Origin of the sequence: Dictyobacter aurantiacus, assembly GCF_003967515.1 — a bacterium.
Classification (GTDB): domain Bacteria; phylum Chloroflexota; class Ktedonobacteria; order Ktedonobacterales; family Ktedonobacteraceae; genus Dictyobacter; species Dictyobacter aurantiacus.
Window position 1 is genome coordinate 667,148 of sequence record NZ_BIFQ01000002.1, and the last position, 25,973, is coordinate 693,120.

A 25,973-nucleotide genomic window follows, 5' to 3' on the forward strand; every position below is an offset into this window, starting at 1 on the left:
GCGACCCCGTTCCCGGGCGCGTACGTCCAACAATGGCGCGCACCTCCGCCATCAAAGGTGCGCTGGTCACAACGTTTTGATGGCTTCTTTATAGCGTCGCAGGGCCTGCAGGTGCTGGTCGAGAGAGGTGAAGCCGGCGTTCATCGTATTGAAGGAGATGTGCGTGGCCCCATAAGAACGCCACAGCTCGGTCTCGCGCACCTGCTGATCCAGATCTCCTTCGGACGCGCTGACCCGCGCCTCGATTCCAAAGGATTGACGTTCGCGGCCACTCTCCTGCAGGTAGCCGTTCAGGTGATCCAGCAACCCGCGCATCCTGTCGTCGGGCCGCCCCAGCGGGAACCAGCCATCGGCGATGCGGGCGGCACGCTTCAGCGTCACATCGGAGCTGCCGCCGATCCAGACGGGGATTGAGCGCCGCACCGGCAAGGGATTCAGACCAGCGTCGGTCACGGTATGGTACTTGCCCTTAAAGGTTATCAGTTCCCGCCCCCATAGCTGGCGCATCAGCTCTATCTGCTCCTCAACCACGCGTCCACGGGTACTGAAATCCATGCCCAGTGCCTCGTACTCGACCGGATTCCAGCCAACGCCGATGCCCAGGCGGAATTTGCCACCGCTCAACACATCGACTTCAGCCGCCTGCTTGGCCACCAGGGTCGCCTGACGCTGTGGCAGAATAATCACGCCGGTCACCAGCTCAAGCTTCGTCAGGGCCGCAAGGTAGCCAAAGAGCACAAACGGCTCATGAAACATCTCGGTATGGGTATATCCGGACCAGCCGGGGCGACTGGAGGGGTTCGCGCCCAGCACATGATCATAAATAAGTACGTGCTCATATCCCATCCCCTCTACGGCCTGGGCATAATCGCGAATAACCTGGGGATCAGCACCAATCTCTGTCTGTGGAAATGTTACACCTATCTGCATCTCGTACTCCTGTAGTATAGTATTGTTGAGTCGAAGCAATGTTTATGGTTTACGCATAACAACAGTCATACATACAACATTTATTTCATCGTGAATAAAATTACAAGGAGCGACAACGATGGGAGAGAACAGGCACAGCACGGATGGATTCGTCGAGCTTGATGGCGCACGGCTCTATTATGAAATGGCCGGAACGGGCGAACCAGTGGTCCTGCTACATGGAGGGATGCTGGATCGGCGCATGTGGGATGATCAATTTCCATTCCTGGCCCAACATTACCAGGTGATTCGCTACGATGTACGGCGCGCGGGCAAGAGCGAGGCCAGTTCGGAAGAGGCGTACGTGCACTACGAAGATCTGCGCCATCTGCTCGATCATCTGCAGATCGTCCGAGCCTCGTTGATCGGGCTCTCCGGCGGCGCACGCATCGCCATTGATATGGCCATCGCCTATCCCGAAAGGGTCAACAAGCTGGTGCTGGTCTCACCGGGCATGAGCGGACATCCCTTTGATGATCCCTGGACGCACCAGCATGGCCGCGCCTTCGAAGTCGCGCTGCGGCAGGGCAACGTCGACCAGGCCTGCGAAGAGTTCCTGACCATGTGGAGCATCGGACCCAAACGCAGCGCTGAACAGCTAGATTCCAGAATGCGCCAGCAGATTGCGTCTATGGTCAGGCAATCGCTGGCGCAGCAAATATTGAATCTGAACATGCTGGAGCTTGATCCACCGGCCATGGGACGGCTACACGAGCTCAAAGCTCCTACGCTGGTCGTGCTGGGGGACCAGGACACCAGTGACATTGTTACCATCGCTCAGCGCCTGCAAAAACAGGTTGCAGCTGCGCAACTGGTGATCATGCCCCGGGTCGGCCATACCCTGGTCATGGAGAAACCGGAGGAGTTCAATCGACTGGTTGAGCAATTTTTGCGGGCTGATGATCTATAGATAGATGAACGGACGGCTCAGGAACGCTCCAGGACCTCGGGATTCAGAACGTTCTCGGGCCGTCCGGCTGCGTAGGCCAGTACCTGGTCAAAGGCGATTGAAAAATACATCTCGTAACTATCCTTCTCCACATAGCCCAGATGCGGCGTACAGACCACATTATCCATCTGCAGCAAAGGATGGTCCGTCACGGGTTCAGACTCGTAGACATCAACGGCCGCCAAACCGGGACGCCCCTCGCGCAACGCCTGCTCCAGGGCGCCCGGCTCAATCAGACCAGCCCGACTGGTATTGACCAGCAAAGCCGTAGGCTTCATCAATGCCAGATCGGACGCCCTCACGATGCCACGCGTCTGTGGACTCATCTTGATATGCAGGCTCAGTACATCCGACTGGCTGAACAGTTCCTCCCGACTCTCAGCTATCGCTACACCATCCGAGACCGCGCGGTCCAGCGAGCCCTGCCGTCCCCAGATCATGACCTCCATGCCAAAGGCGCGTCCATAGCTGGCCACCAGGCGCCCGATATTGCCATAGCCAAAGATACCCAGTGTACGACCACGCAAGCCGATACCCAGTGTAGATTGCCAGTGGCCGGATTTCAGACGCGCCACCTCATATGGAATATGGCGCATAGCGGCCAGGACCAGGCCCCAGGTCAGTTCAGCCGTCGCGTAGGGCGAACCGCCGCTGGCCGCCACCGCTACACCATGTCTCGTACAGGCATCAAGATCGATATGCGCGATACCGCGGCCCGTCTGACTGATCAACTTCAGATCTGGCAGGCGATCCAGCAGCTCAGAGGTGATCGGGGTACGCTCACGAATCAGCACCAGCGCCTCCGCATCCTGGAAGCGTTTCGCCAGCGTATCAATATCCCTCACGGTATCGTGGTAGATCGTCACCTGCTGATCGGCCAGCCTATCAAAGCAATCCAGGCCGCGCACAGCATCCTGATAATCGTCCGAAATCACAATCCTCATAGTATGTCTCCTCTACATTGATCGACATTCATAATATATCAGACCCCCATGCTCATCACCAGCAACAGACCTGATCCTTCGCACCTACCGTGCTCAGTATAATTCTTTCGCACCTACCGTGCTCAGTATAATTTTATGTTGGTGCAACAGGCGCGCGAATGCGCGCCTGTTGCACCAACATAAAAAACCATGGCGGCCGCGCACGCGGACGCCAGTGCGGTGATTCTCACGCACACCAGGCAAAAGTGTGTCTGACACTCCCTAACATCATACCCCATATAGACACTTTTCGGGGCGCTCTTCCGTACTATCTCTATCACCCCTGAAGTGGGTGAGCAATAGAACAGTAGAAGATAATCGTAAATACTATAAATACTGAAGTGAAATATTGAGGAGGATAGGATGGCGGACCCGAATAAAAATAGAGGACAGGATAACGATCGAGCTTTAGAGGCGAAAACCAGAACGCATATTCAGGGTCAGCAAGAGCTCTACGGCGAGGACAACTATACGAAAGAAAGCGACGCGGATGAGCGCGAGACGTTCAGCCCTGATCCTAATGTCGATGATACGCAGAATGAGCAACCATTCGGTGAAGATCCCAAAGACGAGTATGGCCTGCAGGACCAGTTTGGTGATATAGACGGGCAGGATCCATATTCTAATCTGGATGATGGCGATGACGAGGAGTCGACAGAGACCACGGCAGGCGTAGATCCTGATCCTGACGCGCTGTATGGACTGGAAGCTCCTCTGGCTGGACCGGGAGAGCATAACCGTACCATCAGCTCAAGGACAGACAAGAACACGCGCATCAATCCGGATGAACATGGATATAATCAGTAAACAGGCGATTGGGGAGGTTGCTACGCTGTAGGGAGGCAGGTTCTCAAGCAGGTAAACGGCTATAATCAGCTCGATTCCGACCATTTTTTTCGGATAATCAGATAATCAGATCAAATACTTCGGCTGAATATAGAATAGCAGAGAATATGGTTTCAAAAGAATCTGCCCTCCTCGCTCTACCCACGTACTGTGAGGAGGTCTTTTTATGTCTAATCAGAAGCAAGACCAGAGAACTATTACTGAGCAATATACCTTTTTACTACAAAATCTCAACGATCTCATTCTATCTTACCTTTTTCAGGGCAGGCTTAATCAGGCGCATCAACTACTGGACACGGGGATGCAATTAATCGAGGAGGAAGCCTGGGTATCCCCTCAGGCCAGAAGCAGCTTTCTGCTCCACGCGGGCATCTTGCAGGCCAAAAGCATCATCTACCTGGGACATGAACCGACAACGGCGCTGGCAACCCTATCACAGGCCCGCGAGTTGGCGGAAACAATCGATGATGAGAAGCTACTGATCAATATCATCGACTGGATCGGGCAGGCGCTCTATTTTCAGGCCCTCAATACCAGTGAAGATGAAGCCGATTTTCAGATCTCGCTCCAGTATTTCAACGATGCCCTGGAGCGGCGGCAGCAGAATAATGATGCATGGAGCATCTGTGAATCTATCTTTAATATCGGTCGCTTGCATCAAAATACCGGAGACAACAGCCAGGCATATACCCATTTCGCGAAGGCACTGGAGATCGCGGAAGTACAGAATCACCAGATCTTGATGGCCGAGATCCTGTTACACCTGGGCGTCTGCATTCAAGAGATGGGCAAATTGGAGGAGGCCCGCAGTTCGCTAATGCTCGGCATGACGATGCGAGAAGAGCTCAATATACGGGTCGACCTGCCATTTACCTACATGAATATGGGTGACCTGGAGCAGGAAATGCAAAATATGGAGCAAGCGGAACTGTACTACCGGAAAGCAGCCACGCTGGCGCAGGAGATGGAACTGCCGATCCCTTATATCTTCGCCCTGCTCAGCATCGGCTATCTGCATCTCGCCCAGGAGCAGCCCACCAGGGCGCTGGCAAGCTTTGAGACGGCCAGGCACATGGCGACGCGGCACAGTGTCTCATACGTCCTGGCCGTGACCAGCACCGCTCAGACCGAAGCGCGTACCAGAATCAGCTAGCTAACGATCTTGTAATGCGTCATCGATAAGCAGGCGGCTTGCGATATAATGGGGATGAATTTTTAGCAGATCTTATTGTAATGGAGGTACCCTTTGTATCGTATTATCCTGGATACCGATCCCGGTATCGATGACGCGCTCGCGCTCTTTCTGGCTCTATCCTCGCCCGAGATTCAACTGGAGGCCATTACGACCGTCACGGGCAACGTGGATGTCGAGCACACCACCCATAACGCGCTGGCGCTTTTGACCCTGGTGGGCCGCACCGATATTCCGGTGGCGCGTGGCTGTCGTGAGCCGCTGGTGGGCAATCGTCTCCATGCCGCTCATGTCCATGGCGAGCATGGCCTGGGGCAGGCCAGACTCCCACAGCCGGGCATCCAGCCGGTGGAGCAACACGCGGTCGATCTGATCATTGAGAAGATCATGGGCAATCCCGGCGAGATTACGCTGGTCGCCATCGGACCCCTGACAAACCTGGCACTGGCCCTGCGCCGCGAACCGCGCATCACTCAGGCCGTACGCGAGGTCGTCATCATGGGAGGCGCCCTGCTCTCACCCGGCAACGTCACACCCAGCGCTGAGTTCAATATTTACGCCGATCCGCATGCCGCCCACGTAGTCTTCAAGGCCGGCTGGCCCATTCGCCTGGTCTCGCTGGACACCACCAATCGCACGCCGTTCACACAGGCCCAGGCCACGCAGTTTACGCAGGGCGAGAGCGCCGTCAAGACCTGCATGCGGCAGATGTTTGCCCACTATTTCGATATCTATGCACCCCTCTATGGACAATCGGATTTTCATATGCACGATCCTCTCTGCCTGGCCAGCGTCTTTCAGCCCGACCTGATTACCTGGCAGCCTGCCTACGTGGAGGTCGAGCTACAGGGTGCGCTGACAATGGGAGAGACCGTAGCCTATTTCAGAGGTGAGCAGGCCGCTACGCCCAACGTACTGGCCTCAATTGAAGTAGACGCGGAGCGCTTCATTCAGATGTTCATAGAACGCGTAGGAAGTACTTTTCCCTAGCGGCTAAAAGAGGAGCTTTTGTCCATCCTCCGCGTATGTTATTATGCTGTAGACGATCCCGCTAGCATGCCATTCATTTGGATGAGCGAAGCCGCCTGGGGAGCCATCACTGCTTCTCAGAAACGATACGCTCCACGTGCTGACTGGCGGCGGCGGAGCTAGCCGCGAGTGAGCGGCGTTTCCAAATGCTTTTACAGTTGGCGGTTAGCTCTGCCGCCGCTTTCCAGCGTTCGCAAGAACGCGCAGACACAGCCGAACACGTATCAACCTGCATAAGATCGATGCGATGGGGGAAAAGACAGAACGATGACAACACTCGATACCTCTTTATTCTGCTTAGAGCCACCTGCCACCATTGGGGTCGGATTCCATAATATTGGCAGTGGCATCCTGCGCGCCTCTCACAGCAATTTGATTCGCAAATTAGAGGCGCAATATGGAGAGCGCTGCGGCCACCTTCCTCTCAATGCTGAAAAGGTTCGTATTCATGTCACCGAGCATACCGCTGATCTCCATGCTCATATCGCCTACCTGGGCGCACTCTTTGGCAAAGATATTAAAGCGACCACCAGTGCCGAGCTGCGCCAGGAACAACAGGGACTCCCACAGAAAGCCACGCTGGTGGTCCCCTATATCAACGTGCCGGAATCAGAACACACCATCCAGACCGAGATGGGCGGCATCTCCTGGGGACTGCCAGGTGCCATGGTTTCACAGTTGAAGAATAAGGCTAATTTCTATCAGTTGCTCGATGAATACGCGCTACCCGACTTTCAACCTCCTGACTATCGCATCGCCAACATCCATACCCTTCCGGGCGAGGCGCTGCGCTTCCTGACGGACATCGAAGATATTTATGATCAGGCAAGTCTGCACAGCTATCCTCCAGGAATTATGCTGCGCACATCCGAATCGGATGGCAACTTTGGCAGCAGCCTGCTCTACAGCGACCAGAACACCGTCCACCTGATCCCCAACGGAGATGCGGACCTGATGCAGAACTATCGCGGTTGGCGCGAGGCCCTGGAGGCCGCGCAAGCTATCCTACTGGACACGATGGATCCCGAGAAGGAGACGCGCGTGGTCATGAGTCGCTGCATCGATTTTAGCGACTCGCCGGGCATGTCGGTCGTGATCATGAACGGGCAGATCGAGACCCTGCGCTGGAACGGACAACTACAGGAGAAGGGGAGCAAGGCCTGCATCGGGACCGGCAACTACCAGCCGAAAAATAAGGCCATCGCGCGCCTGCAGAAACGCTACGAAGATCAGACCATCGCCTACTTCGAACAGATTCTCAGGCGCACCGCCGAGCGCTGTGGCTACGATTTTACGACGTTGCGCGGTGTCGCCAATATCGACATCATGATTCCCAGTCCCCTGGAGGCCGAGTTGCAGAAGAGGCGCGGCCAGCCCTCCGCCTTCTATGTCGCCGAGAGCAATCCCCGCTGGACCAACTTTACCGATGCCATCCTCAACGTCATCGGGGCCAATCGCCTGCAGCCCACAGTCAACACCATGCGCGCCACCATTAGCAATCGCATCCAGGCCGTCGACAAATACTACATTCCTCAACAGATCGATCCACGTCAGCTACGCGCGCGCATCGCCGACAAGGACGAGGAGCTCAAAGCCAGCGGTACCCGCATTATCTGCCGCATGGCCAAACATCCCATGGGCATCATCTTCGCCGGCGACATCGAGCGCGCCAAACACGAACTGGCCGGCATCGTCCAGCACATGGCCGAAGCCTGAGACAAAGGAAGCTGATATTTCAGATCCAAATCATGCACCTTAGAGCTAAAACAATTTTAGCGAAGCTGCCTCTTGATTGTTCATGAGCCACTTGTTATATTATCAGTGGCGTCTCGAACATTATCCCTGTGGGGTAATGAATTAGATAAGCCTGGGAAGCGCCTGATAAGGCAGGGCGCATACTTAATAGAGATATTCCTATGCCTTGAAAGGAGAAGCCTGATGGAGGCTGATAGTAGTCGCCCTCCCAGTTATAGGAGGGATCTACACTCTGGCACCGGACAGGTACGATAATACGAATAGATTACGCACGTTTGCTGCTGTAGCGTGATTTTCCTCTCGTTGATGTGCTCGCTTCCGGTCCCAACACCTATCGACAGGACCCGCTTAAACGCGAGCCGTGGGAAGGCTGGCCCGCTGATGGGCGTCTATATCCTGCTGAAAATTCACATCCGAGAGGAGTCTTTTATGGAGAACAACAAACCAATCATCCCAGCCGACAAGTCTGGAGCCACGCATCCCCCCCGACGCCATCCTCGTTTCTTCAGAACCATCCTTTTCTATCTCGGCATCTTCGGTCCCGGTCTGATCGCCGCCAACGCGGGCAACGATCCCGGCGGCATCGCCACCTACAGCAGCATGGGCTCTCAATTTGGCTATTCCATGTTGTGGGTGATGGTCGTGCTCACGATAGGCATGGGGCTGGTGCAGGAGATGTGCGCCCGCATGGGAGCGGTGACCGGCGAGGGACTATCCGACCTTATTCGCGAGAACTTTCCGCTGCGCCTCACCGTCTTTATCATGTTCATCTTCCTGCTGGCCAATGGGGGCGTGATCGTCTCCGAGTTTATCGGTATCGCGGCGGCCCTCAATCTCTTTGGCGTCCCCTCCTGGATTGGTGCTCCACTCGGTGGCTTGCTCATCTGGCTGTTAGTGGCGCGCGGCTCCTACAGGCATGTTGAAAAGATCTTTCTGGTCCTGACCTTCGTCTTCTTTGCCTATATATTTTCGGCCTTCCTGGCGAAACCCGATTGGGGCGCGATCGCCACCGGCACCGTTGTCCCGACCATCCAACCCAACGGTGGCTATATCTTGATGATCGTCACCGCCGTAGGCACAACGATCAGCCCCTACATGCAGCTCTATATACAGAGTGCTGTAGCCGAGAAGGGCATCAGCATGAAAGAATTCAAGTACGAACGCATCGAGGTCTGGGTGGGGGCGATCTTCTCTAACACGATCGCGTTTTTTATTATCGTCTCGACGGCGGCGACCCTATTTGTGGCCAGCCATGGCAAGGGCGTAGCGATCGGCTCGGCGGCTGAGGCGGCGCTGGCCCTGAAGCCTTTCCTGGGTATCTTCGCCAGCCGGGCGTTCGCCGTGGGTATGCTGGGCGCGGCGCTGTTGGCGGCCGGCGTGCTCCCTCTCTCCACCAGTTACTCGCTGTCTGAAGCCTTTGGCTTTGAACGCGGCGTCGGGCGCACCTTCCAGCAAGCTCCCTTCTTCTGGGGAATGTTCACGCTCCTGATCGTGCTCGGAGTGATCGTTGCCATGCTGCCCAATCTTCCGGTTATCCAACTCTTGCTCAATCTCTATCTGCTCAATGGCCTCTTACTCCCAATTATTCTGTTCGCTATACTATACCTGATCAACCAGAAACGACTGATGGGGCGCCACGTCAATCGCCTGGCGTATAATGTGGTCTCCTATGCGCTGGCCATTATCGTGAGCGGGCTGGCGATCTTCTACCTGCTCTCCCAGGTGCTGGGCTTCTTCGGAGTGAAACTCCTGGGTTAACAAAACGCCCATAGAACTATAGGAAAGCGAGCACTATTTTAGAGTGAGGCCAGGGATGAGAAACTGGCGTAGATTGGTGGCGCATGTACCGGCGCGAGGTCTCGCGCTTCCTGATCATCTTTCTGTCGATTGAATACAGCGCCACCCGCCTGCACCTGGACGAAGAGAAGACCGAGACGCTCCAGCAGATTCTTGGACATCCCGGAACCACCCCCGCCCAATTCATTCAAAACAACCGCCAGCGCTGGATCACCCAATCATGGACGTAGCCATGATCAACCTTGCCGGGCTTTACGCCTGCGTCTGAAGGCCAGGATGGTAAAGACGGTTCCAATTAGCCCGGTGATTGTGACCGGAATGAGCATGAAAGAGAGGCCCAGATCGGAACGGGGCGGCTCGTTGAACGTAATCTGCTGCTTATCCGGTGGGAAATACCAGCAGCTATACACCGTCCCGCGCTGGTACTGCTTGAGGATAGCTTGAGCGGAAGACGCATCCTCCCGAGCATCCTGATAGACATCGGGTCCATCAACGTCGACATTATCCTGATCCGTATTCAACCTGACTGTATAATACGGCCGATAGCCCAGAATATCCTGGGTATCATCGACGGTTTCCCATCTATCGGTGCTGGAGTTGTATTCCTCGTGGGAGCCAACTACTTTGGTAATCTTCTCACGCACCAACCGGGTAGAGACGATCGTACAGCGAGCAGGCTGAAAGGCGTTGGCATAAGCAATGCTGCCCAACCAGGCGCCGAGGAAGAGGGTTGAGGCCAGCAGCCAGACCGCGCCCATTGAGAAAAAGAAGGCCGTTGAACCACCTTTACGCAATAAACTGGCATGTTGCCGCTCCTGCCAGTTCGCATCTACCAGCCTGCGCCGCTCTCGGCGCTCCCGAATGAACTGAGAGACGGCCATCACAGCGCAATAGATGCCAAATACAAGCTCAATAATGCCAATAATACCGAGCAATATAAATATAGATAGCAAGAGCCAATGGCTCATATATAACTCCTTTATGGTTGTGGATAATCAGGTTTATTTAGAAATAGTTAACCAATTACCTCATCCACCCAAGAGCATAAACGAGCCACGTGTGAAAATTTACAGTGTGGTCTCTGGCCCGGTAAGAAGGCGGGCCAGAGGATGACATGCGCTGTAGGGCCAGGCACTCCTATTCAGGGAGATCCAGATCCAGCAGCGGCAGACCGGTGCGTTCGATGACGTAGCCGATCAACTGCTCCATCCAGCGATCATATTCGTCTGGGCTCATCTTTGGATCGGTGTAGACGAAGCGCAGGCGGTTATGCTGCCAGTTCCAACGCACGACGGTATTATCGCCTACCAGCTCGTAAATCTCTGTTTTCGCTCGCCCTGGGAAGATGCGCAACGCACGATAGCGCAGGAAACGCCGTGCCTCCTGCCAGCCCATCTGGCTCTCTAGAACACCAGCGCGAGAAGTTATACCATTGGAGCTCACTTCGATCCTGCGTTGCTGGCGCTTACCCCTAAGCGCCACAGTAAATACAGCAGAGAACAGGGCGACAAAGAGAGCGATCCCCACAGTAATGAGCAGGTACAGACCGGTCTGCCTGAGGATGATCTCCGTTAGCACCAAAAGCACGATAAAACTCATTCCAGATGTTACACCAAAGAGAAAACCGCCATTAACATGAAGCCCTAATCTGCCGGGCTGTGGAGGAGCACTGACGGCCCGAGGTTGCTGCGGCAGTTGATAGCGAGCGGGTTCCAGTTTGCTGCGCGTACGCCGAACATTGATCTGTAACCAGTAACGGCGAACGACCAGAAAGAGCCAGAGGATCCAAAACACGCCCAGCAACATCATGATGGCCCCCACAAGCATCATAGCGGTGAACACATTGGAGGTACCATTCAGGCTGCCTGGCATGTGGGGGAAAACGTTGCCGGTAGCGCTGACAATAATCAGGGCGATAGCAAAAATGCCCACCAATCCAAAGATAAGCAGTTGCTCTTTACGCAAGGCCAGGTATGGTGTCAGCGGATCAGCCTGCTCAGCTCCACTGACAGTTGGCTGCGCTTGATCATTGAAGTCGAGCAGGGGCAGATTTGTGCGGCGCGCGACGTAGGCCGCGACCTGGGTTAGCAACCAGTTGAAATCATCTTTGCAGTTCTGGTTGCTCTCCATTTTGAGATATGTGGCCGTGAGGCGCTGTTGCGACCAGCGCACCACGGTCTGTTCATTCGAGAGCTCGTAGGTGATGCCGCTGAGGTGGCGATTGAACACGCCCCGCTGATACTGCGCAAAGATGCGCGCTTCATCCCAGCGCAGGCTACGCTGCTGGCACAGGTAACGCGTCGTGACCCCCTCCTCGGTCAATTCGATGCTTTGCGGCTGATAGCGCAAGAAAGAGAAGTAGGCAATGAAGAGAGCAATCAGGAATACGCCGGCAAACACACCTGCGATGATCGCTGCCAGTTGAAAGCTGAAATGCTGCCCACCTGAGAGACCCCAGATCAATAGCAGCGGCAAGCAAAACATTAGCAAGAGAAAGATGAGAATACCGAGCACAAACGCGCGATTCCAGTGCAGGCGGATGGTGACCGGCAGTTGAAACGCGAACTCGGTATCAATGGGCTGACTACGCGCCCTGAAGGCGGCGGGGTCTCGCAGGGCGGCGAAGCGGCGCTCACCGATGCGGCGCCAGTAGCCTTCCTGCCTGAACTCATTGGTCACCAGTATAATCGCGTAGGCCATATTGAAGAATGCCAGCAGCAGGAAATAAAATCCCTGATGCTCCCAACCACGTATGGCAATAAAAAAAATCAAATAGCCTACAGTATAGGCCAGCCAGAGGAATTTCCAGATGCGCCCGACCCAGACATGGCGCCAGATCGGGTCCACGCGTTTGATCTCTTTAGCATCAATAGAATTTCGCATATATATCGCGCTCCCTGCATAGAAAGGCTAGAAAAAAGTTATAGAGGCATTGCGACAAAAATTATTTAGATCCCTATATAGCTAGTCCTTCATATAAAATACGCACAGTGCGAGTAAATCGCTTCTAAATAAGATCAAAACGCTTCAGCAAAATCTATGGATGCCTGAACTTATGTAGCCAGGAGCGGGTCAGTAGTGACGTGTGCGGGCGTGATGCGCTATGATGATAGTATTCTGAAGCAAGAGAGGTTCTTTAATGGAAGATAGATTAAAGCCCTGGAAGGTGCTGGAAAGCACGATTACGTATGAGGATCGCTGGCTAAAGGTGCGCTCGGATCGCTGCCAGAATGCCCATGGTCTGATCATTGAGCCGTACCATGTAATGGAATACTCGAACTGGGTCAATGTGCTGGCCGTCAACACAGATGGGCAGGTGGTGCTGGTGCGCGAGTACCGCCATGGCGCGGGCCGCATCCTGGTCGGCCTGCCCGGCGGCGGCACCGAGCCCGGCGATGCCAGGCCCGTAGAGGCAATGCAGCGCGAACTGCTGGAGGAGACCGGCTATGGCGGTGGCCAGTTCTTTGAGGTGGGTCATAGCTACGCCAATCCCGGCAACCAGAACAACATTATCTGGTCCTTCCTGGCCATAGATGTGCAGCAGACCCATGAGCAATCCCTGGACGAGAATGAGGATATCGAAGTCGTGTTGCAGGACCTCGCCGAGTTCAACCGGCAGACATGGCAGGGCGGCTACGAACTGCAGGCCATGCACCTGGCCACCATCGGCCTGGCGACCCAGTTCATTCTTACCAGTGGTCTGCCCCAGCTCCAACCGCTGCAACGCAAGCTACTACAAAAGTACGACAGCACACCCTAATCTTCCAACGAGAGCAGGGCAAGCCGCATCTCAACCAGCGAGCGCGGCGCGGTTGGCACATAGCCACCGAGTTGGGCAACTTGAGCCATCACGCCCTGCATTTCATCACACAGGCCGCGTAAAATAACCACGCACTGCTCCGCCGTCGAGTGCAGCGGCTGATTGATGGACTTGAGATATGGAGCGTGTTCGCCACGCAGCGCGGCCTTTACTTCGCCCAGAGCTCTTTCCAGATCGAGCAGGGAGGAATAGAAGAGAGGAAGCTTGTTGGCCACCAGGGCCCGCGCACATCCGCAGGCAATGATCCAGAAGAAGCCCACCTGTGTCGATGCACGTTCAATACGCTGCTCCAGGCTCTCGGGCTCTGGTGTGGGAGGTTCAGAAAGACCAACTTTATCGAACAGCAATCATGAATAGTTCTCCTCACTCTCTTTATAACGATGACACCGAACCAGGGAGCATTGTTATAGAGACGTCGAAGAGCAAAAACAGTAACTGCGCGCTGAGCCGTTGAAGGTTTTTCTGTAGCGATATGTAAGAAGCGGGCACCGAGGCCCGCTTCTTTAATTTGCATTTTAGATGTGGCGTTGGGCTTTTACCCTTCCATTTTGGTGCGCTCGGGACGGAAGGCGGGCATGCAGAGGGACCAGTATTCGCACTGATCATCCTGGCTGGCGTTGCTGTAGATGACACGCGTGCCGCGGCCCACCAGGCAGCTCTCGCCAGCGGCGACCTCGATGCGCTGACCATCGGCCTCCACGGCCAGCACGCCCTTTACGCCGATCACCACCTCGTCGAACTCGGCGATCTGGGCGGGCTCGCGCCAGGCGGGCGGCGCGAACATGTGCGCCAGGCTGAAGTCATCCTTCTTTGTATTTAAAACACCAAAATGCTCATCTATGATCTTGCCATCCTCACGTGGAAAGATCGTGCCATGCTCTACTTTTTGTATCATAACCTGTACCACCTTTGCATATTTCGCTACAATGAAAGCTCACCCATGCTACCATCAGCAGGCTTATCTGGCAAGAGCTACCAGATTTGATCATAGGCCAGCGGCTGCACTGGTTGTTTATGGTGGTGCGGGGCAGTGCGCTTCCGCGCACTGCCCCGCACCACCATAAACAAGACCCCTGGGCACCAGAGGGGCAAACCCTTATACAGGCCCCATATGCTATACTTGCGTTAGTTCTCAGTCAATCAGGTTATTTATTTTCAAGATAGCGAATAGCATTGCCTGAAAGGGGGCGCCATGGATGTCACCTCGTCTTCACCGCGGATCGATACACAATCACCAGATAGCAGCTGGCTTTCAGATGATGAGCTTCAGGTCTTAGAGGCTATTTGTGAGACGTTCTTTCCCTCCCTGGACCCACCACCCGGGAGCAATCAGGCTCAGGTAGCCTATTATCGCGCCAGCTCCGGCGATCTACACCTGCCGCTCTTGATCGCGGAGACGCTGGGTCAGGAGGATGAAGAGAGCCGGGGCGATGTAAAGCGGCTGCTGGCACTGCTGCGCAGTCCCGCCACCGGACTGCTGCTGGTGGGCAAGGGCCGTCCCTTCAGGGCGCTTCCCTTTGAGCAGCGTGAAAAATATCTGCTGGCCATGGCCCATAGTCCCCTGGCACAGCTGCGCCAGGGCTACCAGCTATTTAAACGGCTCACCGGCTTTCTATTCTACGCCACACCCGATCCCCAGGGACACAATCCCACCTGGGCCGCCATCGAGTATCAGCTAGCTGCTCCACCAGCAGCATCCAGCACGCCACGACGGCTGCAGCCGCTGTCAATACAAGAAGATACGACGCTGGAGTGCGACGCGGTCGTGATCGGCTCGGGCGCTGGCGGCGGCGTGGTGGCGGGCGAACTGGCGCTGGCGGGCAAGAACGTAATTGTGCTGGAAAAAGGCGGCTACCAGGACGAGTCCGACTTTACGCTGCAAGAGGCCCAGGCGATGAACGACCTCTATCTCAAGCGCGGCCTGCTCAGCTCCAGAGATCTGGGCGTGGCGGTCCTGGCCGGCAGCACGCTGGGAGGCGGCACCATCGTCAACTGGGATACCTCGTTCCGCACGCCACCGGACACCCTGGCCGAATGGGAGCAGTTGTCGGGTCTATCTGGCGTATTTACGGGTCCCGCACTGCAGGAGAGCTTCGCGGCGGTTGAGCGACGCATCCAGATCAACACGGACAATAGCGCCCACAATCGCCAGAACCAGCTGCTTTATGAAGGGGCACACGCCCTTGGTTATCATGCCGATAGTTTACGCCGCAACGCGGTCGGATGCGAGCAGCGCTGCGGCACCTGCGGCTTTGGTTGCCGCTACGGCTGCAAACAGTCCACGCTGAAGACCTATCTTCAAGACGCCTATGAACACGGGGCGCGCATTATCGTGCGCTGCAGCGCCCAACGCGTCTTGATCGAGCAAGGACGAGCCACCGGCGTTGAAGCCAGCGTCTATGATCCAGAAACAAACACCACCAGGCGATTGACGATACGCGCGCGCACCGTCGTGGTAGCGGCGGGCTCGATCCATTCACCAGCCATCCTCCTGCGTTCGGGACTGAGCAATCCGCACATCGGACAGCACCTGCACCTGCATCCAACCACCACCATCAGCGGACGCTATTCCGAACAGGTCTATCCATGGCAGGGCGTGATGCAATCGGCCTATAGCGATGAGTTCGGACACCTCAACGGCACCTACGGCTATAAACTGGAGGTGGCACCAACGCATCCGGGCCTGCTGGGTATGGGCTCACCCTGGCATTCGGCCCGCGAGTATCGCGAGAACATGTCCTACGCAGCCTACCTGGCCACCATCATCATCCTGGCGCGCGATAAGGGTGAGGGCAGGGTGACGCTGGACCGCCACGGGGAGCCAGTCATAGACTATGTCACCTCGGTCTTTGATCGCCGCCACATCCTGCACGGACTACGGCAGGCGGCCCGCGTCCACATGGCGGCGGGAGCAATCGAGGTCACCTCCCTGCAGAGCAAGCGCACGCAGCTCACGCGTCCACAACTGGACCAGCTAGGTGAGCGCGCCTGGCAGCAATTCGATCGCCAGTTGGAACGCCACGGCCTGGGAGTCAACCGCCTGATCATGTATAGCGCGCACCAGATGGGCACCTGCCGCATGGGCAAAGATCCCGCCCAATCGGTGACCGACGCCCACAGCCAGGTTCACGGCGTCCAGGGACTCTTTGTCTGCGATGGCAGCGTCTTTCCGACCGCCAGCGGCGTCAATCCCATGCTCAGCATCATGGGCCTGGCCCACCAGGCCGCGCAATACATCAAAACCATCATATAAAAAAATCTATTTGTGGGTTGTTATGTTGGTGTGGCAGGGCACGAATGTGCCCTGCCACACCAACATAACAACCCACAAATGTGGACTGAATCTGACCACTTTTCATGGGATACTCTCAATAGAACATATATTATTGTGAGGAACATGAAAGGAAACAGCAATGTCCACACAGCCATTTAAGACTCTTGTCCTCGGCCTGTTGCAGCAGGGCCATCGTGATGAAGAAGTTTTTGTGCAGAGTCTCAGTGAGAGCGAACGGACCGCCAGCGGGACGTGGGAACGCTGGGCCGCCAAAGATCACCTGTCCCACCGAACGTTCTGGTGCCGCAATCTCATCAGGAAGTTAACGGCCGTCCTGCAGCATCAGGAACTGGCGCAGGACGAAGAGGACGAAGAACAGCTTAACGCGCAAAATTTCGCGCAACAGCAACGTCCCTGGTCGGATATCCTTGCCGAATCTGAACAGACCTACGCCGAGCTCATCGCGCTAACCGAGCAGCTTAGCGAAGAAGATCTGGCGACGCCCAATCGCTTCCCCTGGTTTATGAAAGAGCGACCACTGTATGTGGCCTTCCTGGGCAGTTGCTACGAACACGAGCAGGAGCACCTGGCGCAGTATTATCTTGACCATGACAACCTCCCGCGCGCCATCGAGATCCGCGAGCGCTGCGCCGATCGCATCCTGCAGACGCAGGTGCCGGATTGGATCAAAGGCTACTTCCTCTATAACCTGGCCTGCTTCTACACGAAGTTGAAACAGTTTGACAAGGCCTCTACCCTCTTACAGGAAGCTCTCACGCTCGCCCCGCGCCTTCAGGAGCTTTCACAGAGCGATCCAGAACTGGCCGCGCTACGTGATGCGCAAAAATAAATGACACCTCTCCCATAACACCCCCTTGACAAAACAGAAGGATTCAGGTTACTATATCAGCAACGGATATATCCGTTGCTGATATAGTAGTTTAAAAGGGAGGTGGGAACTATCAAGACCAATCATAGGGAGCCAGAAGAGTTGCTCCCGTTGACGCCCGCGGTCTTTCACATCCTGCTCGCGCTCAGTGATAAGGAGCGCCACGGCTACGGCATCATGCAGGAGGTGGCCTGGCGCACCAATAACCAGATGCATATGGGACCGGGTACCCTCTACGGCTCGATCAAGCGCATGATGAAGGATGGGTTGCTGGAGGAATCCGGCTCGCGGCCCGATCCTGAGCTCGATGATGAGCGCCGCCGCTACTATCGCCTGACCGACTTCGGGCAGCGCGTGGTGCGGGCCGAGGCCAGGCGGCTGGCCAACCTGGTGCAGATCGCGCAGGTCAAACACCTGATACAAGGAGAAGCGTAACATGGCGTCATTCCACTGGATACAATCCTGGTCCGAACGGCTCTATCAATGGCTTCTCCTGGCGTATCCATCCGAGTTCAGGCGCGAATTTGGTCAGGAGATGGCGCAGACGTTCCGCGATTACTGCCGGGAGGAGCTACGCGCGGGCGGGATTCCTCGACTCCTCCCCCTCTGGGGCACTGTCTTTTATGATTTTATGAAAAGTGTATCCATCGAACATCTTCTCAATGTAAAAAATATGTTTCTACACGACAAGGAGTACAGCATGCTTAATGCACCGTTACAACTACAGGTCGCGCAGCTTACTGACATCGGTCGTAAACGTCCCTCCAATGAAGATAACTTGATTGCGGTATTACCAGAAGACCTTTCTATTCTCAATCAAAAAGGTGCCCTCTTTGTGGTCGCCGATGGCATGGGCGGCCATTCCTATGGCGAGGTTGCCAGCCAGATAGCGATCGACCAGATCCGTGAAGTCTACTATCAAGATACCTCCTCCGATATTCCCACCGCGCTGACCAACGCCATCAAGCAGGCCAACGCCGCCATCTATCAGGAGGCGCAGAGCAAGCCGTCTCCCGCTAATAAAAGTGTCAGCATGGGCACGACCTGTGTGGCTGTGGTGATTAAGGATCGGACCCTCTACATCGCCAATGTAGGAGATAGCCTGGCCTACCTTATCAATGATCAGGAGATCCGACAACTGGCGGAAAACCACTCGTTCGTGGCGGAGCAGATGCGCAAAGGACTGATGAGCAAAGAGGATGCGCGTACCAGTGAGCAGCGCAACGTCATTACGCGCGCCCTGGGAACCAAGGCAGAGGAAGAGATCTCCCTGACCATCACCACGGATGCGCAGCCGGGAGATATACTGGTGCTGTGTACCGACGGTCTACACGGGCAGATCTCGGAGGATGAGATGCGCGAGATCGTCACCCGCTATCCACCCGAGGAGAGCGCGAAATTGCTGATTGAGCGCGCCAACGAAAATGGAGGACTCGACAACATCACGGCCATCGTGATCAAGATCTCATAGTCTCAAAACGTTCAAAATAAAAAAGAGGCCAGCCGATTGCTCGACTGGCCTCTTTTTATGCTTTAATAACAAGGACACCTACTAGTAGCGGCGATCGCGATAGCCACCACCCTGGCCGCGACGATCCTGATAGCCGCCGCCACGATTGCCACCGCCGGCGGGACGCTCACGCGCCTCATTGACGGTAATAGTACGGTTGCCTAAAGTGGTACCATTCAACTGGTCGATAGCAGCACGAGCCTGCTCATCATCCTCAAATTCGACAAAGCCAAAACCTTTGCTGCGGCCGGTATCACGATCAGTGATCACGGTTGCAAAGGTCACTGTGCCGACCTGTCCAAATACCTCACGCAGTTCCTGCTCATCGGTCTGATATGGAAGTCCACCAACATAAAGTCTCATTTTGTACGCTCCTGTGTTGACATCGCCTCTCAGATTGACGCTCGAAGAAACCATTTCTCACAGAAGCGCTACAATTCTCTTTCTGATGTCATACACCACTTATAACACACTCACGAAATATTCTATTCCCAAATTCCCTGGATTTTTTCTTTGGATTAGAAATTCGTATAATTAGTGTAGAGATACGGTATCTCATGCATTTGAATGCGATCTGATATTATCGCTCTGCCACCCATGCGCGCGGCGCCTGAAGAGTTCTCCGATCGGGTCTGCGACGCCACCAGATCAAACCAAGGATCAGAAGCGCAAACATGCAGAAAATCGAAATTAACGATCCGATGGAGAAGGGCAAAAAACCTGAACCGAAAGCACCGCCCAGCATGCAATGGTTCTGGTCATGATCTACACAGAAACCGGCAAAGGTAACAGAGAGGACGCCCCAGCACACAAATACAATCAATCCCAGTAGTGCCTGAACAAACACCAGGAGGCGCCTCATCGAAGATAGACGCGGGCCATACGCAAGCTCCAGTACCGCGATGCCCATAGGGGACAGAATAGTAGAGAGCAAAAAAAATGATAAGCACAGCATGAGAGGGGCGCTAAAATTTCCTGATGCTAACTGAGTCCAGGGAGTCCAGTATGAATCCGCCTCCACAGTAGTATGATTTATAACATTGATGGTCAGACTATATGGGAGAAAGAACCCGATAAGCTGGATCACACACCCTATCACGACTAACAAACAGAGAAATCGCCAACAAAGGATACGGGCCATCATTTCCTCCTTAAAGCATATTCTTCATTCTATGATCAACTTCCATGTCCTGATACCCATATAGTGTATCTACAATACAGCGGCTATGCAGTGACCTCGCTCACAATCAGTGGCGTGTTCCCTTACCTGTTCTTTTGTTTAAGGGTCATCTTGCGTTATGATCATACTTATTCATTCCCAAAAATCTGGACAGAAAAACGCACTTTGAGGAGATTTGAGCATGCCAGCAGCATTAACCATAGAAGAGCTAGCAACTTTTCTGGATAGTTATCTCGGCGCGGAACGCTTTCCCACCGATACACATGGCATCTACCATCCGGGAAGCCGCACCATAGAAAATCTGGGACTGGCCATCGAGCCCTGGCCGGCCATTGGACAATGGGCACAGGAGCAGGAACTTGACGCCATCTTCCTGCATCGTCCCTGGCATGCCAGGCTGCATACGTTGCCAGCCGGGGTGGGGATACTCGCCTACCACCTGGCGTTCGACCTGAGTCTGACACTGGGATACAATCCACGGCTGGCGGAGATGCTGGGGATGCGCAATCTGGTCCCTTGCGTGTTTCGTGATGGCATCGCGTACGGCATGCTAGGCGATATTGCAGCCATACCCCTTAAGGTGATGATCAACGACCTGAGCACTATATTTGGGCATCCACCTGCCATGGAGCCAGAATATGTCGATAGTGTGCGACGCATCGCGGTAGTGGGAGCGATGACCGATGCCTCTATTCGAGAGACGGCTGACCTGGGGGCTCAGGTATACATCACCGGACAATTCCGCCAGCCCGCCCGCGCCGCAGTCCAGCAGACCAGAATGACCGTCGCTACGATTGGTCATGCTATCTGCGAGCAACGGGGCCTGCGTGACCTCGGCAGTCTGCTCAGCGAACACTGGCCACAGCTAAAGATCGTGTATCCATAACCGACGGCAACCAGGGCTCCCCACACCAATCAGCGAGGCCGGCGTATGCTATAATGCTTACCATACCAAAACATGTAGCCATTATATATTTATTAGCAGTAAATAGCTTAACCGCGAAGAAACTTAACCTCTAAAGGAAAGAGAATAATTCATGTCAGCAGAGCCATCGGATCGAAGCAAACTCCTGATCGCGCTGGAACAGGCCGGCCGCCAGTATAGCGAGAGTTCGATTCTCTTCCACCAGGCCATCGCAGACTCATTGGGATTAAACGCGACCGACCTGAAATGTCTGGATCTGATCAGGGAGTCAGACGGCCTGACGCCCGGTCAACTGGCAAAGTTGATGGGATTGACGACCGGTGCCGTCACAGGCATCGTCGATCGGTTAGAGATGGCAGGTTACGCCCGGCGCAGGCGCGACAGCATAGATCGGCGCAAAATCAGCATTCACGCTCAGTCGGAGCAGATCGCCGCCAGGCTCGACCCCATCTTCACCTCATTCCAGCAAGCTATGGCTCGCGAGTTCCAGGCAGCCTACAGCAACCAGGAGATGGCCCTGATCCTCGATTTTGTGCGCCGCAGCAGCCGCGTCCTGCAGAGCGAAACCAGGAAGATGCAGTTGGAACAAGAATCATAGCTGCGCGGTTAGAGTTTGCGCATCCACATATGCTGCACTGAGAACTTATAGCTGACGAGTAAGGAGGCTTTTCAACAATATATGCAGAACAAGCAGTTTATCTATCCCTCGAAATTACAGCCTGGAGACAAGGTAGCCGTACTCTCACCCTCGGCAGGTCTGCCTGAGATCTTTCCTGAGGTTTTTGATCTGGGCCTGCAACGTTTGCGTGAGCAATTTGAGCTGGTGCCTGTGGAATATCCAGGCACGCGCAAGATGAACACCTCTCCGGAGGAACGAGCGCGAGACATCATGGCAGCTTTCGCCGATTCCGAGATCAAGGCCGTGATCTGCTCAATTGGTGGTGATGACCAGATTAAGGTATTGAAGTACCTGGATGCAGAGGTATTACGTACATATCCTAAGCCATTTCTAGGCTATAGCGACGCGACAAACCTGCATATGTACCTTTGGAACCAGGGTATTGTCTCCTACTATGGCGGCGCGATCATGACGCAATTCGCCCGCTACCACGCTATGGATGACTACACCGTGGAATCGCTGCGTCGCGCCCTCTTCCTGGACGGAGAGGTTGAGATCCTACCCGCGCCTGAATGGTCCGACGAGAATTATCCCTGGAACGAGCCTGAGAAGCTACGCCTGCGCGTGCCTATGTTCACCAATCCTGGCTGGAAGTGGCACAACGCGGGACGCGTCATCGAGGGTCCTGCCTGGGGTGGGTGTCTGGAGATTGTAGATTATCAACTGCGCGCACACCGCTACCTCCAGCCGCTCGAACGTTATAAAGACTGTGTGCTCTTCCTCGAGACATCTGAGGAGATGCCTTCATCTGCTTATGTCTATGACGTCTTCGTTGGCCTGGGCGAGCGCGGCCTGCTGCAACAGTTCTCCGCACTCCTTGTAGGCCGTCCCAAGGCCTGGGAGTTTAACCAAAAGCTTTCCGCCGAGCAGAAAGAGGTATACAAACGAGAGCAAGAGGAGGCCATATTAAAGGCTTTGCGAGAGTACCATCCTTCCATACCGGTCGTCTTTAATATGGACTTTGGCCATACCGATCCACAGTTCATGGTGCCCAGCGGCGGTCATATACGCATCGATGGAATTGAGAAACGGGTGTTTGTCCGTTATTAATGACCGAACCGCTCCTTGCGTGCACAGATTCTTTTGCCCTTCTTGCCAGGGAAAACGAAATCATCCCGAGAAAATTTCTCGGGATGATTTCGTTTTCTGGCATTTTGCCATTATTAGTGCTGGCGACGGGCGAACAGGTCCGCCTCGCGCTGTGCTTGCCAGTTACAGATCGCTTCCAGGTCGGCTACGGGCTCCTGCGTGTAGGGCAGGGTATGCAGGTAACCGGGAGGGCCATACTCGGGGGTCAGGGTAGAGATCTGCATGCCCTGTCGCTCCTGCTCGTTCCAGATGATGCTCCACCAGCGCTCGTGGGCCTCAACGTAGGGCAGATATTCGGGGGCGCGCGGATCTGGCACCTGCGGTCCCTCCTCGTAGCCGACGCGCGCGTGCAGATGGATGCAGCGGCTGGCGCACAGGCGCACCACATCCAGTTGATCATCGATCAGGCGCTCGCAGACGCAGACCCAGTGGCTGAGATCGCAGCACAGCTTGAGTCCCTCAAGGCGCTCCAGAATCTGCACGGTAATGCCGGGATAGAAGAAAACACGGCCGCGATGGGTCTCGTGCGCCACCGCGATGCCAGCGTCCGCCTCGATCTTCAACGCTTCACGATAGAAGTGCAGGCTCTGATCGAGACTCCACAGGTCCTTGCCGCTATGGCAATTGATCTTCTCGGGCTGGAGCCGCGCAGCCTGCTCCACCTGCTGGCGAAAGGTGGTCAGATGCTCCTTCAAGCTATCGCCGCTGGTGAAGATCTGTGGGATATAACCCAGGTCATGCTCCTGTAGCAGGGACTGGAAGTGGGACGCCTGTTCAGGCTCGGGCAATCCAGTTTCAATCGCGGCATAGCCCTGCGCCTTGATGCGTGGGAAGAGCTCTGCGTAGGTACCATCCATCCCCCACAGGTGACGAACAAGCTGTAGCTGCATAATATATATGTTCTCCTCTATACAAGGTTTGATCGTGCGACAGGATTATTCAGTACCGCCAAAGGACGAGAGCGCGCCGGTCATGGCGATCTCAGGCTCACCCTTGTCCGATTCTACCCAGACGCCGCAGGGGCCACCCTCACTGCTATAATTCAGGTCCAGCGTGGTGCCATCCATGCGATAGATCGGCTTCATATACTTTGTCACCGTCTCGGCCTCGCCAGAGATGTAGTGACCGATCAGGGCACGGCGGAAGCGATCGCTGGAGGTATTGGGATAGCTGCCATGGACCAGTGTACCGCCAAAGAACAACACATCGCCCGGCTCCATGATCACAGAGCGCACCTCCTGCGTCTCGGGAAGAGGAACCGCAACATCAGAGAAGCTCTCTTTGGTATTGGCCTCAGTGGTACAGAGGAGCGGCCACTTTTGACTGCCGGGGACGACCTTCATGCAGCCATTCTCCTCGTCGCAGGGATCAAGGGCCATCCATGCCGCCATACAGGTGCCCGGTTTGGCGCGCAGAAAATAGTTATCCTGGTGCAACGCCTGGCCGCGCGCCTTCGGCGGCTTAAAGTACAGCATGGTCTGCACCGCGTACGGCTCGCGTCCCAGCAGTCCGGTCAGCACGTTATTGATGCGCTGATCGGTCAGGTACTGTAGGCCGTCGGCATCCCAGTGGTGCATATGAATCATGCGCGGATAGCGCTTCAGCGGATCATCATTCTCAGGATCAACTCCAACCAGATCTCCAGGATAGCTGCCCTTCAGGCGCAGATCCATATAGTGATCGCGGTAATGCGCGACTTCCTCGGGACTAAACAGCTGCTTTACGACCACATAGCCATTTTCATCAAAGAATTGTTTGACTTCATCGGCGATCATATTCTTTTCTTCCTTTCACCCTATCCTACTGCAAGATGCATAGTATTATGATTGATATGGAAAGGATAACCCGAAACGAGGGGAATGTGGATAGCCAGGATTGTCTGAATGTGTCTCAGATTCTCATCTTTGCTTGCGCAAGGTCAAATAAAAAACAAGATTTTATATAATGATGCCAGAACCGCGCAGTGGCGCGGTTCTGGCATCATTATATAAAATCTTGTTTAGACTGTTTCGTGTTGGTAGAGGGTGGCTTTGTTGGTGCTCACTATGGGTGTTTGCTGGGTGCGGCGCTTACGCCAGGGCCATTCGACCTGCATGCAGAGGTAGCAGATGACGGAGAAGAGGCCGGCAATAATGGTGGTGTGTAGCAGGGCGACCAGCAGTTGAGCACCGCTTAAGACGGTGGCCATCCCGCTCAGGGCCTGCAGGGAGACCAGCACAAACGCCCACAGGCTACCCCAGATCAGGTCGCGTCGATCGCGGGCAACGCGAATGATGACGACCATTAAGGCCAGCAGCAAGAACCAGATGCTGGCCGCCGAGTAGCGGTGCAGGACCTGAATGCCCGCAGCGGTCAGGAAACTGGGCACATAGGTTGAGCCACAGGTCGGGAATTGCTGTCCACAGGCCAGGGTAGCCGAGGCGTGCCCCACCAGCGCACCGGTATAAACAACGAGATAGGTATAGGCCGTCAGGCACCACACCACGATCTGTATCCAACGAGAGACCGGCGCGACCTGCTGCGCCGTACGCTCAGGCTGCCCAGGGACAAGCTTTTGCATCTGCATAATGCGCATGGTCAGCAGGATCACGCTGGCGAACGAGATCAGCGAGAAGCCAAAGTGCAATGAGAGCAGACCCTCTTTGGCATAGGTGCCCTCGTAGACCACGGTCAACGCGCCCAGGATCGCCTGCAACACAACAAAGAAGAGGCTCATAAAACCAAATAGCTTGATTCGGAAGTCGCGGCGATAGGTCCACCAGGACCAGACGACCAGCACAAAAATCAATAAAGAATCCGCCCCCGACATGATACGGTGACTATATTCATAGACGGTAGAAATCGGTAATGATTCTGGGATCAACTGCCCATGACAAAATGGCCAGGAATTTCCACATCCCTGCCCCGAGTCCGTCTTGGTAACAGCCGCACCCAGGAGCAACATTATGTAAGCCCCAAACGAGGTTATAATAGCCAGGATGCTCATCAAACGATGCTTCAACAAGTTATGATCCTCCATGAGAAAAATTAAGAAATAGCATATCTACATCTCTTTTTTGTTCGTCTGCTGCGCACGGAAACATGCCT

25 protein-coding genes are annotated in these 25,973 nt (G+C 55.0%); 15 read left to right on the forward strand and 10 right to left on the reverse strand.

Going from position 1 to position 25,973, the window contains the following annotated elements; genetic code table 11:
• Window positions 1-66: 66 nt before the first annotated feature.
• Window positions 67-930: an LLM class F420-dependent oxidoreductase gene (locus KTT_RS27640; RefSeq protein ID WP_126600922.1), complete on the reverse strand. Its 864-nt coding sequence runs from the start codon at window positions 928-930 to the stop codon at window positions 67-69.
• A gap of 118 nt (window positions 931-1,048) precedes the next feature.
• On the opposite strand from KTT_RS27640, the gene KTT_RS27645 reads away from it, so the two are divergent.
• The gene (locus KTT_RS27645; protein ID WP_126600924.1) at window positions 1,049-1,879 is read left to right on the forward strand and encodes an alpha/beta fold hydrolase; all 831 of its coding nucleotides are present in this window, start codon (window positions 1,049-1,051) and stop codon (window positions 1,877-1,879) included.
• A 17-nt stretch (window positions 1,880-1,896) separates the two neighbouring features.
• Here KTT_RS27645 and KTT_RS27650 read toward each other — a convergent pair whose 3' ends face one another.
• Window positions 1,897-2,862 (reverse strand): D-2-hydroxyacid dehydrogenase family protein, encoded by a 966-nt coding sequence (locus KTT_RS27650; protein WP_126600926.1) that lies wholly within the window; start codon window positions 2,860-2,862, stop codon window positions 1,897-1,899.
• Window positions 2,863-3,264: 402 nt separating this feature from the next.
• On the opposite strand from KTT_RS27650, the gene KTT_RS27655 reads away from it, so the two are divergent.
• The 6 genes from KTT_RS27655 (at window position 3,265) to KTT_RS27680 (ending at window position 9,750) form a co-directional block, all read left to right on the forward strand.
• Window positions 3,265-3,708 carry a hypothetical protein gene (locus tag KTT_RS27655; protein ID WP_126600928.1) on the forward strand — a complete coding sequence of 148 codons (444 nt, stop codon included), beginning with the start codon at window positions 3,265-3,267 and terminating at the stop codon, window positions 3,706-3,708.
• A gap of 205 nt (window positions 3,709-3,913) precedes the next feature.
• Window positions 3,914-4,900 carry a tetratricopeptide repeat protein gene (locus KTT_RS27660; protein WP_126600929.1) on the forward strand — a complete coding sequence of 329 codons (987 nt, stop codon included), beginning with the start codon at window positions 3,914-3,916 and terminating at the stop codon, window positions 4,898-4,900.
• A 93-nt stretch (window positions 4,901-4,993) separates the two neighbouring features.
• On the forward strand, window positions 4,994-5,929 hold the full coding sequence (locus KTT_RS27665) for a nucleoside hydrolase (protein WP_126600931.1): 936 nt from the start codon (window positions 4,994-4,996) through the stop codon (window positions 5,927-5,929).
• Between the two features lie 306 nt (window positions 5,930-6,235).
• On the forward strand, window positions 6,236-7,684 hold the full coding sequence (locus KTT_RS27670; protein WP_126600933.1) for a hypothetical protein: 1,449 nt from the start codon (window positions 6,236-6,238) through the stop codon (window positions 7,682-7,684).
• A 468-nt stretch (window positions 7,685-8,152) separates the two neighbouring features.
• On the forward strand, window positions 8,153-9,481 hold the full coding sequence (locus tag KTT_RS27675) for an Nramp family divalent metal transporter (RefSeq protein ID WP_126600935.1): 1,329 nt from the start codon (window positions 8,153-8,155) through the stop codon (window positions 9,479-9,481).
• An 83-nt stretch (window positions 9,482-9,564) separates the two neighbouring features.
• Entirely contained in the window at window positions 9,565-9,750 is a 186-nt protein-coding gene (locus tag KTT_RS27680) for a hypothetical protein (protein ID WP_126600937.1), read from the forward strand.
• A gap of 6 nt (window positions 9,751-9,756) precedes the next feature.
• On the opposite strand, the gene KTT_RS27685 is transcribed toward KTT_RS27680, so the two are convergent.
• Together KTT_RS27685 and KTT_RS27690 are read right to left on the reverse strand one after the other, a co-directional pair.
• Window positions 9,757-10,488 carry a hypothetical protein gene (locus KTT_RS27685; protein WP_126600939.1) on the reverse strand — a complete coding sequence of 244 codons (732 nt, stop codon included), beginning with the start codon at window positions 10,486-10,488 and terminating at the stop codon, window positions 9,757-9,759.
• Between the two features lie 169 nt (window positions 10,489-10,657).
• Entirely contained in the window at window positions 10,658-12,403 is a 1,746-nt protein-coding gene (locus KTT_RS27690; RefSeq protein WP_126600940.1) for a hypothetical protein, read from the reverse strand.
• 256 nt (window positions 12,404-12,659) lie between these two features.
• Between KTT_RS27690 and KTT_RS27695 the strand changes: the two genes are divergently transcribed.
• Window positions 12,660-13,280: an NUDIX hydrolase gene (locus KTT_RS27695; protein ID WP_126600942.1), complete on the forward strand. Its 621-nt coding sequence runs from the start codon at window positions 12,660-12,662 to the stop codon at window positions 13,278-13,280.
• Here the strand turns inward: KTT_RS27695 and KTT_RS27700 are convergent.
• On the reverse strand, window positions 13,277-13,687 hold the full coding sequence (locus KTT_RS27700; RefSeq protein WP_126600944.1) for a hypothetical protein: 411 nt from the start codon (window positions 13,685-13,687) through the stop codon (window positions 13,277-13,279). The two genes, KTT_RS27695 and KTT_RS27700, sit on opposite strands and share 4 nt — an antisense overlap.
• Window positions 13,688-13,875: 188 nt before the next feature.
• Window positions 13,876-14,235 (reverse strand): cupin domain-containing protein, encoded by a 360-nt coding sequence (locus KTT_RS27705; RefSeq protein ID WP_126600946.1) that lies wholly within the window; start codon window positions 14,233-14,235, stop codon window positions 13,876-13,878.
• A 297-nt stretch (window positions 14,236-14,532) separates the two neighbouring features.
• On the opposite strand from KTT_RS27705, the gene KTT_RS27710 reads away from it, so the two are divergent.
• From KTT_RS27710 to KTT_RS27725, 4 genes are all read left to right on the forward strand, one after another.
• Window positions 14,533-16,593, forward strand: a complete 2,061-nt coding sequence (locus KTT_RS27710) for a GMC family oxidoreductase N-terminal domain-containing protein (RefSeq protein ID WP_126600947.1) — start codon at window positions 14,533-14,535, stop codon at window positions 16,591-16,593.
• Between the two features lie 160 nt (window positions 16,594-16,753).
• Entirely contained in the window at window positions 16,754-17,464 is a 711-nt protein-coding gene (locus KTT_RS27715) for a TPR end-of-group domain-containing protein (RefSeq protein WP_126600948.1), read from the forward strand.
• A 102-nt stretch (window positions 17,465-17,566) separates the two neighbouring features.
• On the forward strand, window positions 17,567-17,938 hold the full coding sequence (locus KTT_RS27720; protein WP_235845892.1) for a PadR family transcriptional regulator: 372 nt from the start codon (window positions 17,567-17,569) through the stop codon (window positions 17,936-17,938).
• Between the two features lies 1 nt (window position 17,939).
• Complete coding sequence (locus KTT_RS27725; protein ID WP_126600949.1) at window positions 17,940-18,974, forward strand: Stp1/IreP family PP2C-type Ser/Thr phosphatase; 1,035 nt, start codon at window positions 17,940-17,942, stop codon at window positions 18,972-18,974.
• An 81-nt stretch (window positions 18,975-19,055) separates the two neighbouring features.
• On the opposite strand, the gene rbp is transcribed toward KTT_RS27725, so the two are convergent.
• Entirely contained in the window at window positions 19,056-19,376 is a 321-nt protein-coding gene (rbp, locus tag KTT_RS27730) for an RNA-binding regulator (protein ID WP_126600950.1), read from the reverse strand.
• Between the two features lie 998 nt (window positions 19,377-20,374).
• On the opposite strand from rbp, the gene KTT_RS27735 reads away from it, so the two are divergent.
• From KTT_RS27735 to KTT_RS27745, 3 genes are all read left to right on the forward strand, one after another.
• Entirely contained in the window at window positions 20,375-21,079 is a 705-nt protein-coding gene (locus KTT_RS27735; RefSeq protein WP_126600951.1) for a Nif3-like dinuclear metal center hexameric protein, read from the forward strand.
• A gap of 151 nt (window positions 21,080-21,230) precedes the next feature.
• Window positions 21,231-21,716 carry a MarR family transcriptional regulator gene (locus tag KTT_RS27740; RefSeq protein WP_126600952.1) on the forward strand — a complete coding sequence of 162 codons (486 nt, stop codon included), beginning with the start codon at window positions 21,231-21,233 and terminating at the stop codon, window positions 21,714-21,716.
• A gap of 81 nt (window positions 21,717-21,797) precedes the next feature.
• Window positions 21,798-22,847 carry a S66 family peptidase gene (locus KTT_RS27745; protein WP_126600953.1) on the forward strand — a complete coding sequence of 350 codons (1,050 nt, stop codon included), beginning with the start codon at window positions 21,798-21,800 and terminating at the stop codon, window positions 22,845-22,847.
• Between the two features lie 113 nt (window positions 22,848-22,960).
• Here KTT_RS27745 and KTT_RS27750 read toward each other — a convergent pair whose 3' ends face one another.
• The 3 genes from KTT_RS27750 to KTT_RS27760 form a co-directional block, all read right to left on the reverse strand.
• A complete protein-coding gene (locus tag KTT_RS27750) occupies window positions 22,961-23,776 on the reverse strand; it encodes a sugar phosphate isomerase/epimerase family protein (RefSeq protein ID WP_126600954.1) in 816 nt (271 codons plus the stop codon).
• 45 nt (window positions 23,777-23,821) lie between these two features.
• A complete protein-coding gene (locus KTT_RS27755; protein WP_126600955.1) occupies window positions 23,822-24,661 on the reverse strand; it encodes a phytanoyl-CoA dioxygenase family protein in 840 nt (279 codons plus the stop codon).
• Window positions 24,662-24,885: 224 nt separating this feature from the next.
• Window positions 24,886-25,890, reverse strand: a complete 1,005-nt coding sequence (locus tag KTT_RS27760) for a COX15/CtaA family protein (protein WP_160146175.1) — start codon at window positions 25,888-25,890, stop codon at window positions 24,886-24,888.
• Window positions 25,891-25,973: the final 83 nt, after the last annotated feature.

What these genes read in the sequence shown, in the direction of transcription:
- KTT_RS27640 (WP_126600922.1), bottom strand. Translation starts at nt 930, where the DNA reads ATGCAGATAGGTGTAACATTTCCACAGACAGAGATTGGTGCTGATCCC.
- KTT_RS27645 (WP_126600924.1), top strand. Translation starts at nt 1,049, where the DNA reads ATGGGAGAGAACAGGCACAGCACGGATGGATTCGTCGAGCTTGATGGC.
- KTT_RS27650 (WP_126600926.1), bottom strand. Translation starts at nt 2,862, where the DNA reads ATGAGGATTGTGATTTCGGACGATTATCAGGATGCTGTGCGCGGCCTG.
- KTT_RS27655 (WP_126600928.1), top strand. Translation starts at nt 3,265, where the DNA reads ATGGCGGACCCGAATAAAAATAGAGGACAGGATAACGATCGAGCTTTA.
- KTT_RS27660 (WP_126600929.1), top strand. Translation starts at nt 3,914, where the DNA reads ATGTCTAATCAGAAGCAAGACCAGAGAACTATTACTGAGCAATATACC.
- KTT_RS27670 (WP_126600933.1), top strand. Translation starts at nt 6,236, where the DNA reads ATGACAACACTCGATACCTCTTTATTCTGCTTAGAGCCACCTGCCACC.
- KTT_RS27675 (WP_126600935.1), top strand. Translation starts at nt 8,153, where the DNA reads ATGGAGAACAACAAACCAATCATCCCAGCCGACAAGTCTGGAGCCACG.
- KTT_RS27680 (WP_126600937.1), top strand. Translation starts at nt 9,565, where the DNA reads ATGTACCGGCGCGAGGTCTCGCGCTTCCTGATCATCTTTCTGTCGATT.
- KTT_RS27685 (WP_126600939.1), bottom strand. Translation starts at nt 10,488, where the DNA reads ATGAGCCATTGGCTCTTGCTATCTATATTTATATTGCTCGGTATTATT.
- KTT_RS27690 (WP_126600940.1), bottom strand. Translation starts at nt 12,403, where the DNA reads ATGCGAAATTCTATTGATGCTAAAGAGATCAAACGCGTGGACCCGATC.
- KTT_RS27695 (WP_126600942.1), top strand. Translation starts at nt 12,660, where the DNA reads ATGGAAGATAGATTAAAGCCCTGGAAGGTGCTGGAAAGCACGATTACG.
- KTT_RS27705 (WP_126600946.1), bottom strand. Translation starts at nt 14,235, where the DNA reads ATGATACAAAAAGTAGAGCATGGCACGATCTTTCCACGTGAGGATGGC.
- KTT_RS27710 (WP_126600947.1), top strand. Translation starts at nt 14,533, where the DNA reads ATGGATGTCACCTCGTCTTCACCGCGGATCGATACACAATCACCAGAT.
- KTT_RS27715 (WP_126600948.1), top strand. Translation starts at nt 16,754, where the DNA reads ATGTCCACACAGCCATTTAAGACTCTTGTCCTCGGCCTGTTGCAGCAG.
- KTT_RS27725 (WP_126600949.1), top strand. Translation starts at nt 17,940, where the DNA reads ATGGCGTCATTCCACTGGATACAATCCTGGTCCGAACGGCTCTATCAA.
- rbp (WP_126600950.1), bottom strand. Translation starts at nt 19,376, where the DNA reads ATGAGACTTTATGTTGGTGGACTTCCATATCAGACCGATGAGCAGGAA.
- KTT_RS27735 (WP_126600951.1), top strand. Translation starts at nt 20,375, where the DNA reads ATGCCAGCAGCATTAACCATAGAAGAGCTAGCAACTTTTCTGGATAGT.
- KTT_RS27740 (WP_126600952.1), top strand. Translation starts at nt 21,231, where the DNA reads ATGTCAGCAGAGCCATCGGATCGAAGCAAACTCCTGATCGCGCTGGAA.
- KTT_RS27745 (WP_126600953.1), top strand. Translation starts at nt 21,798, where the DNA reads ATGCAGAACAAGCAGTTTATCTATCCCTCGAAATTACAGCCTGGAGAC.
- KTT_RS27750 (WP_126600954.1), bottom strand. Translation starts at nt 23,776, where the DNA reads ATGCAGCTACAGCTTGTTCGTCACCTGTGGGGGATGGATGGTACCTAC.
- KTT_RS27755 (WP_126600955.1), bottom strand. Translation starts at nt 24,661, where the DNA reads ATGATCGCCGATGAAGTCAAACAATTCTTTGATGAAAATGGCTATGTG.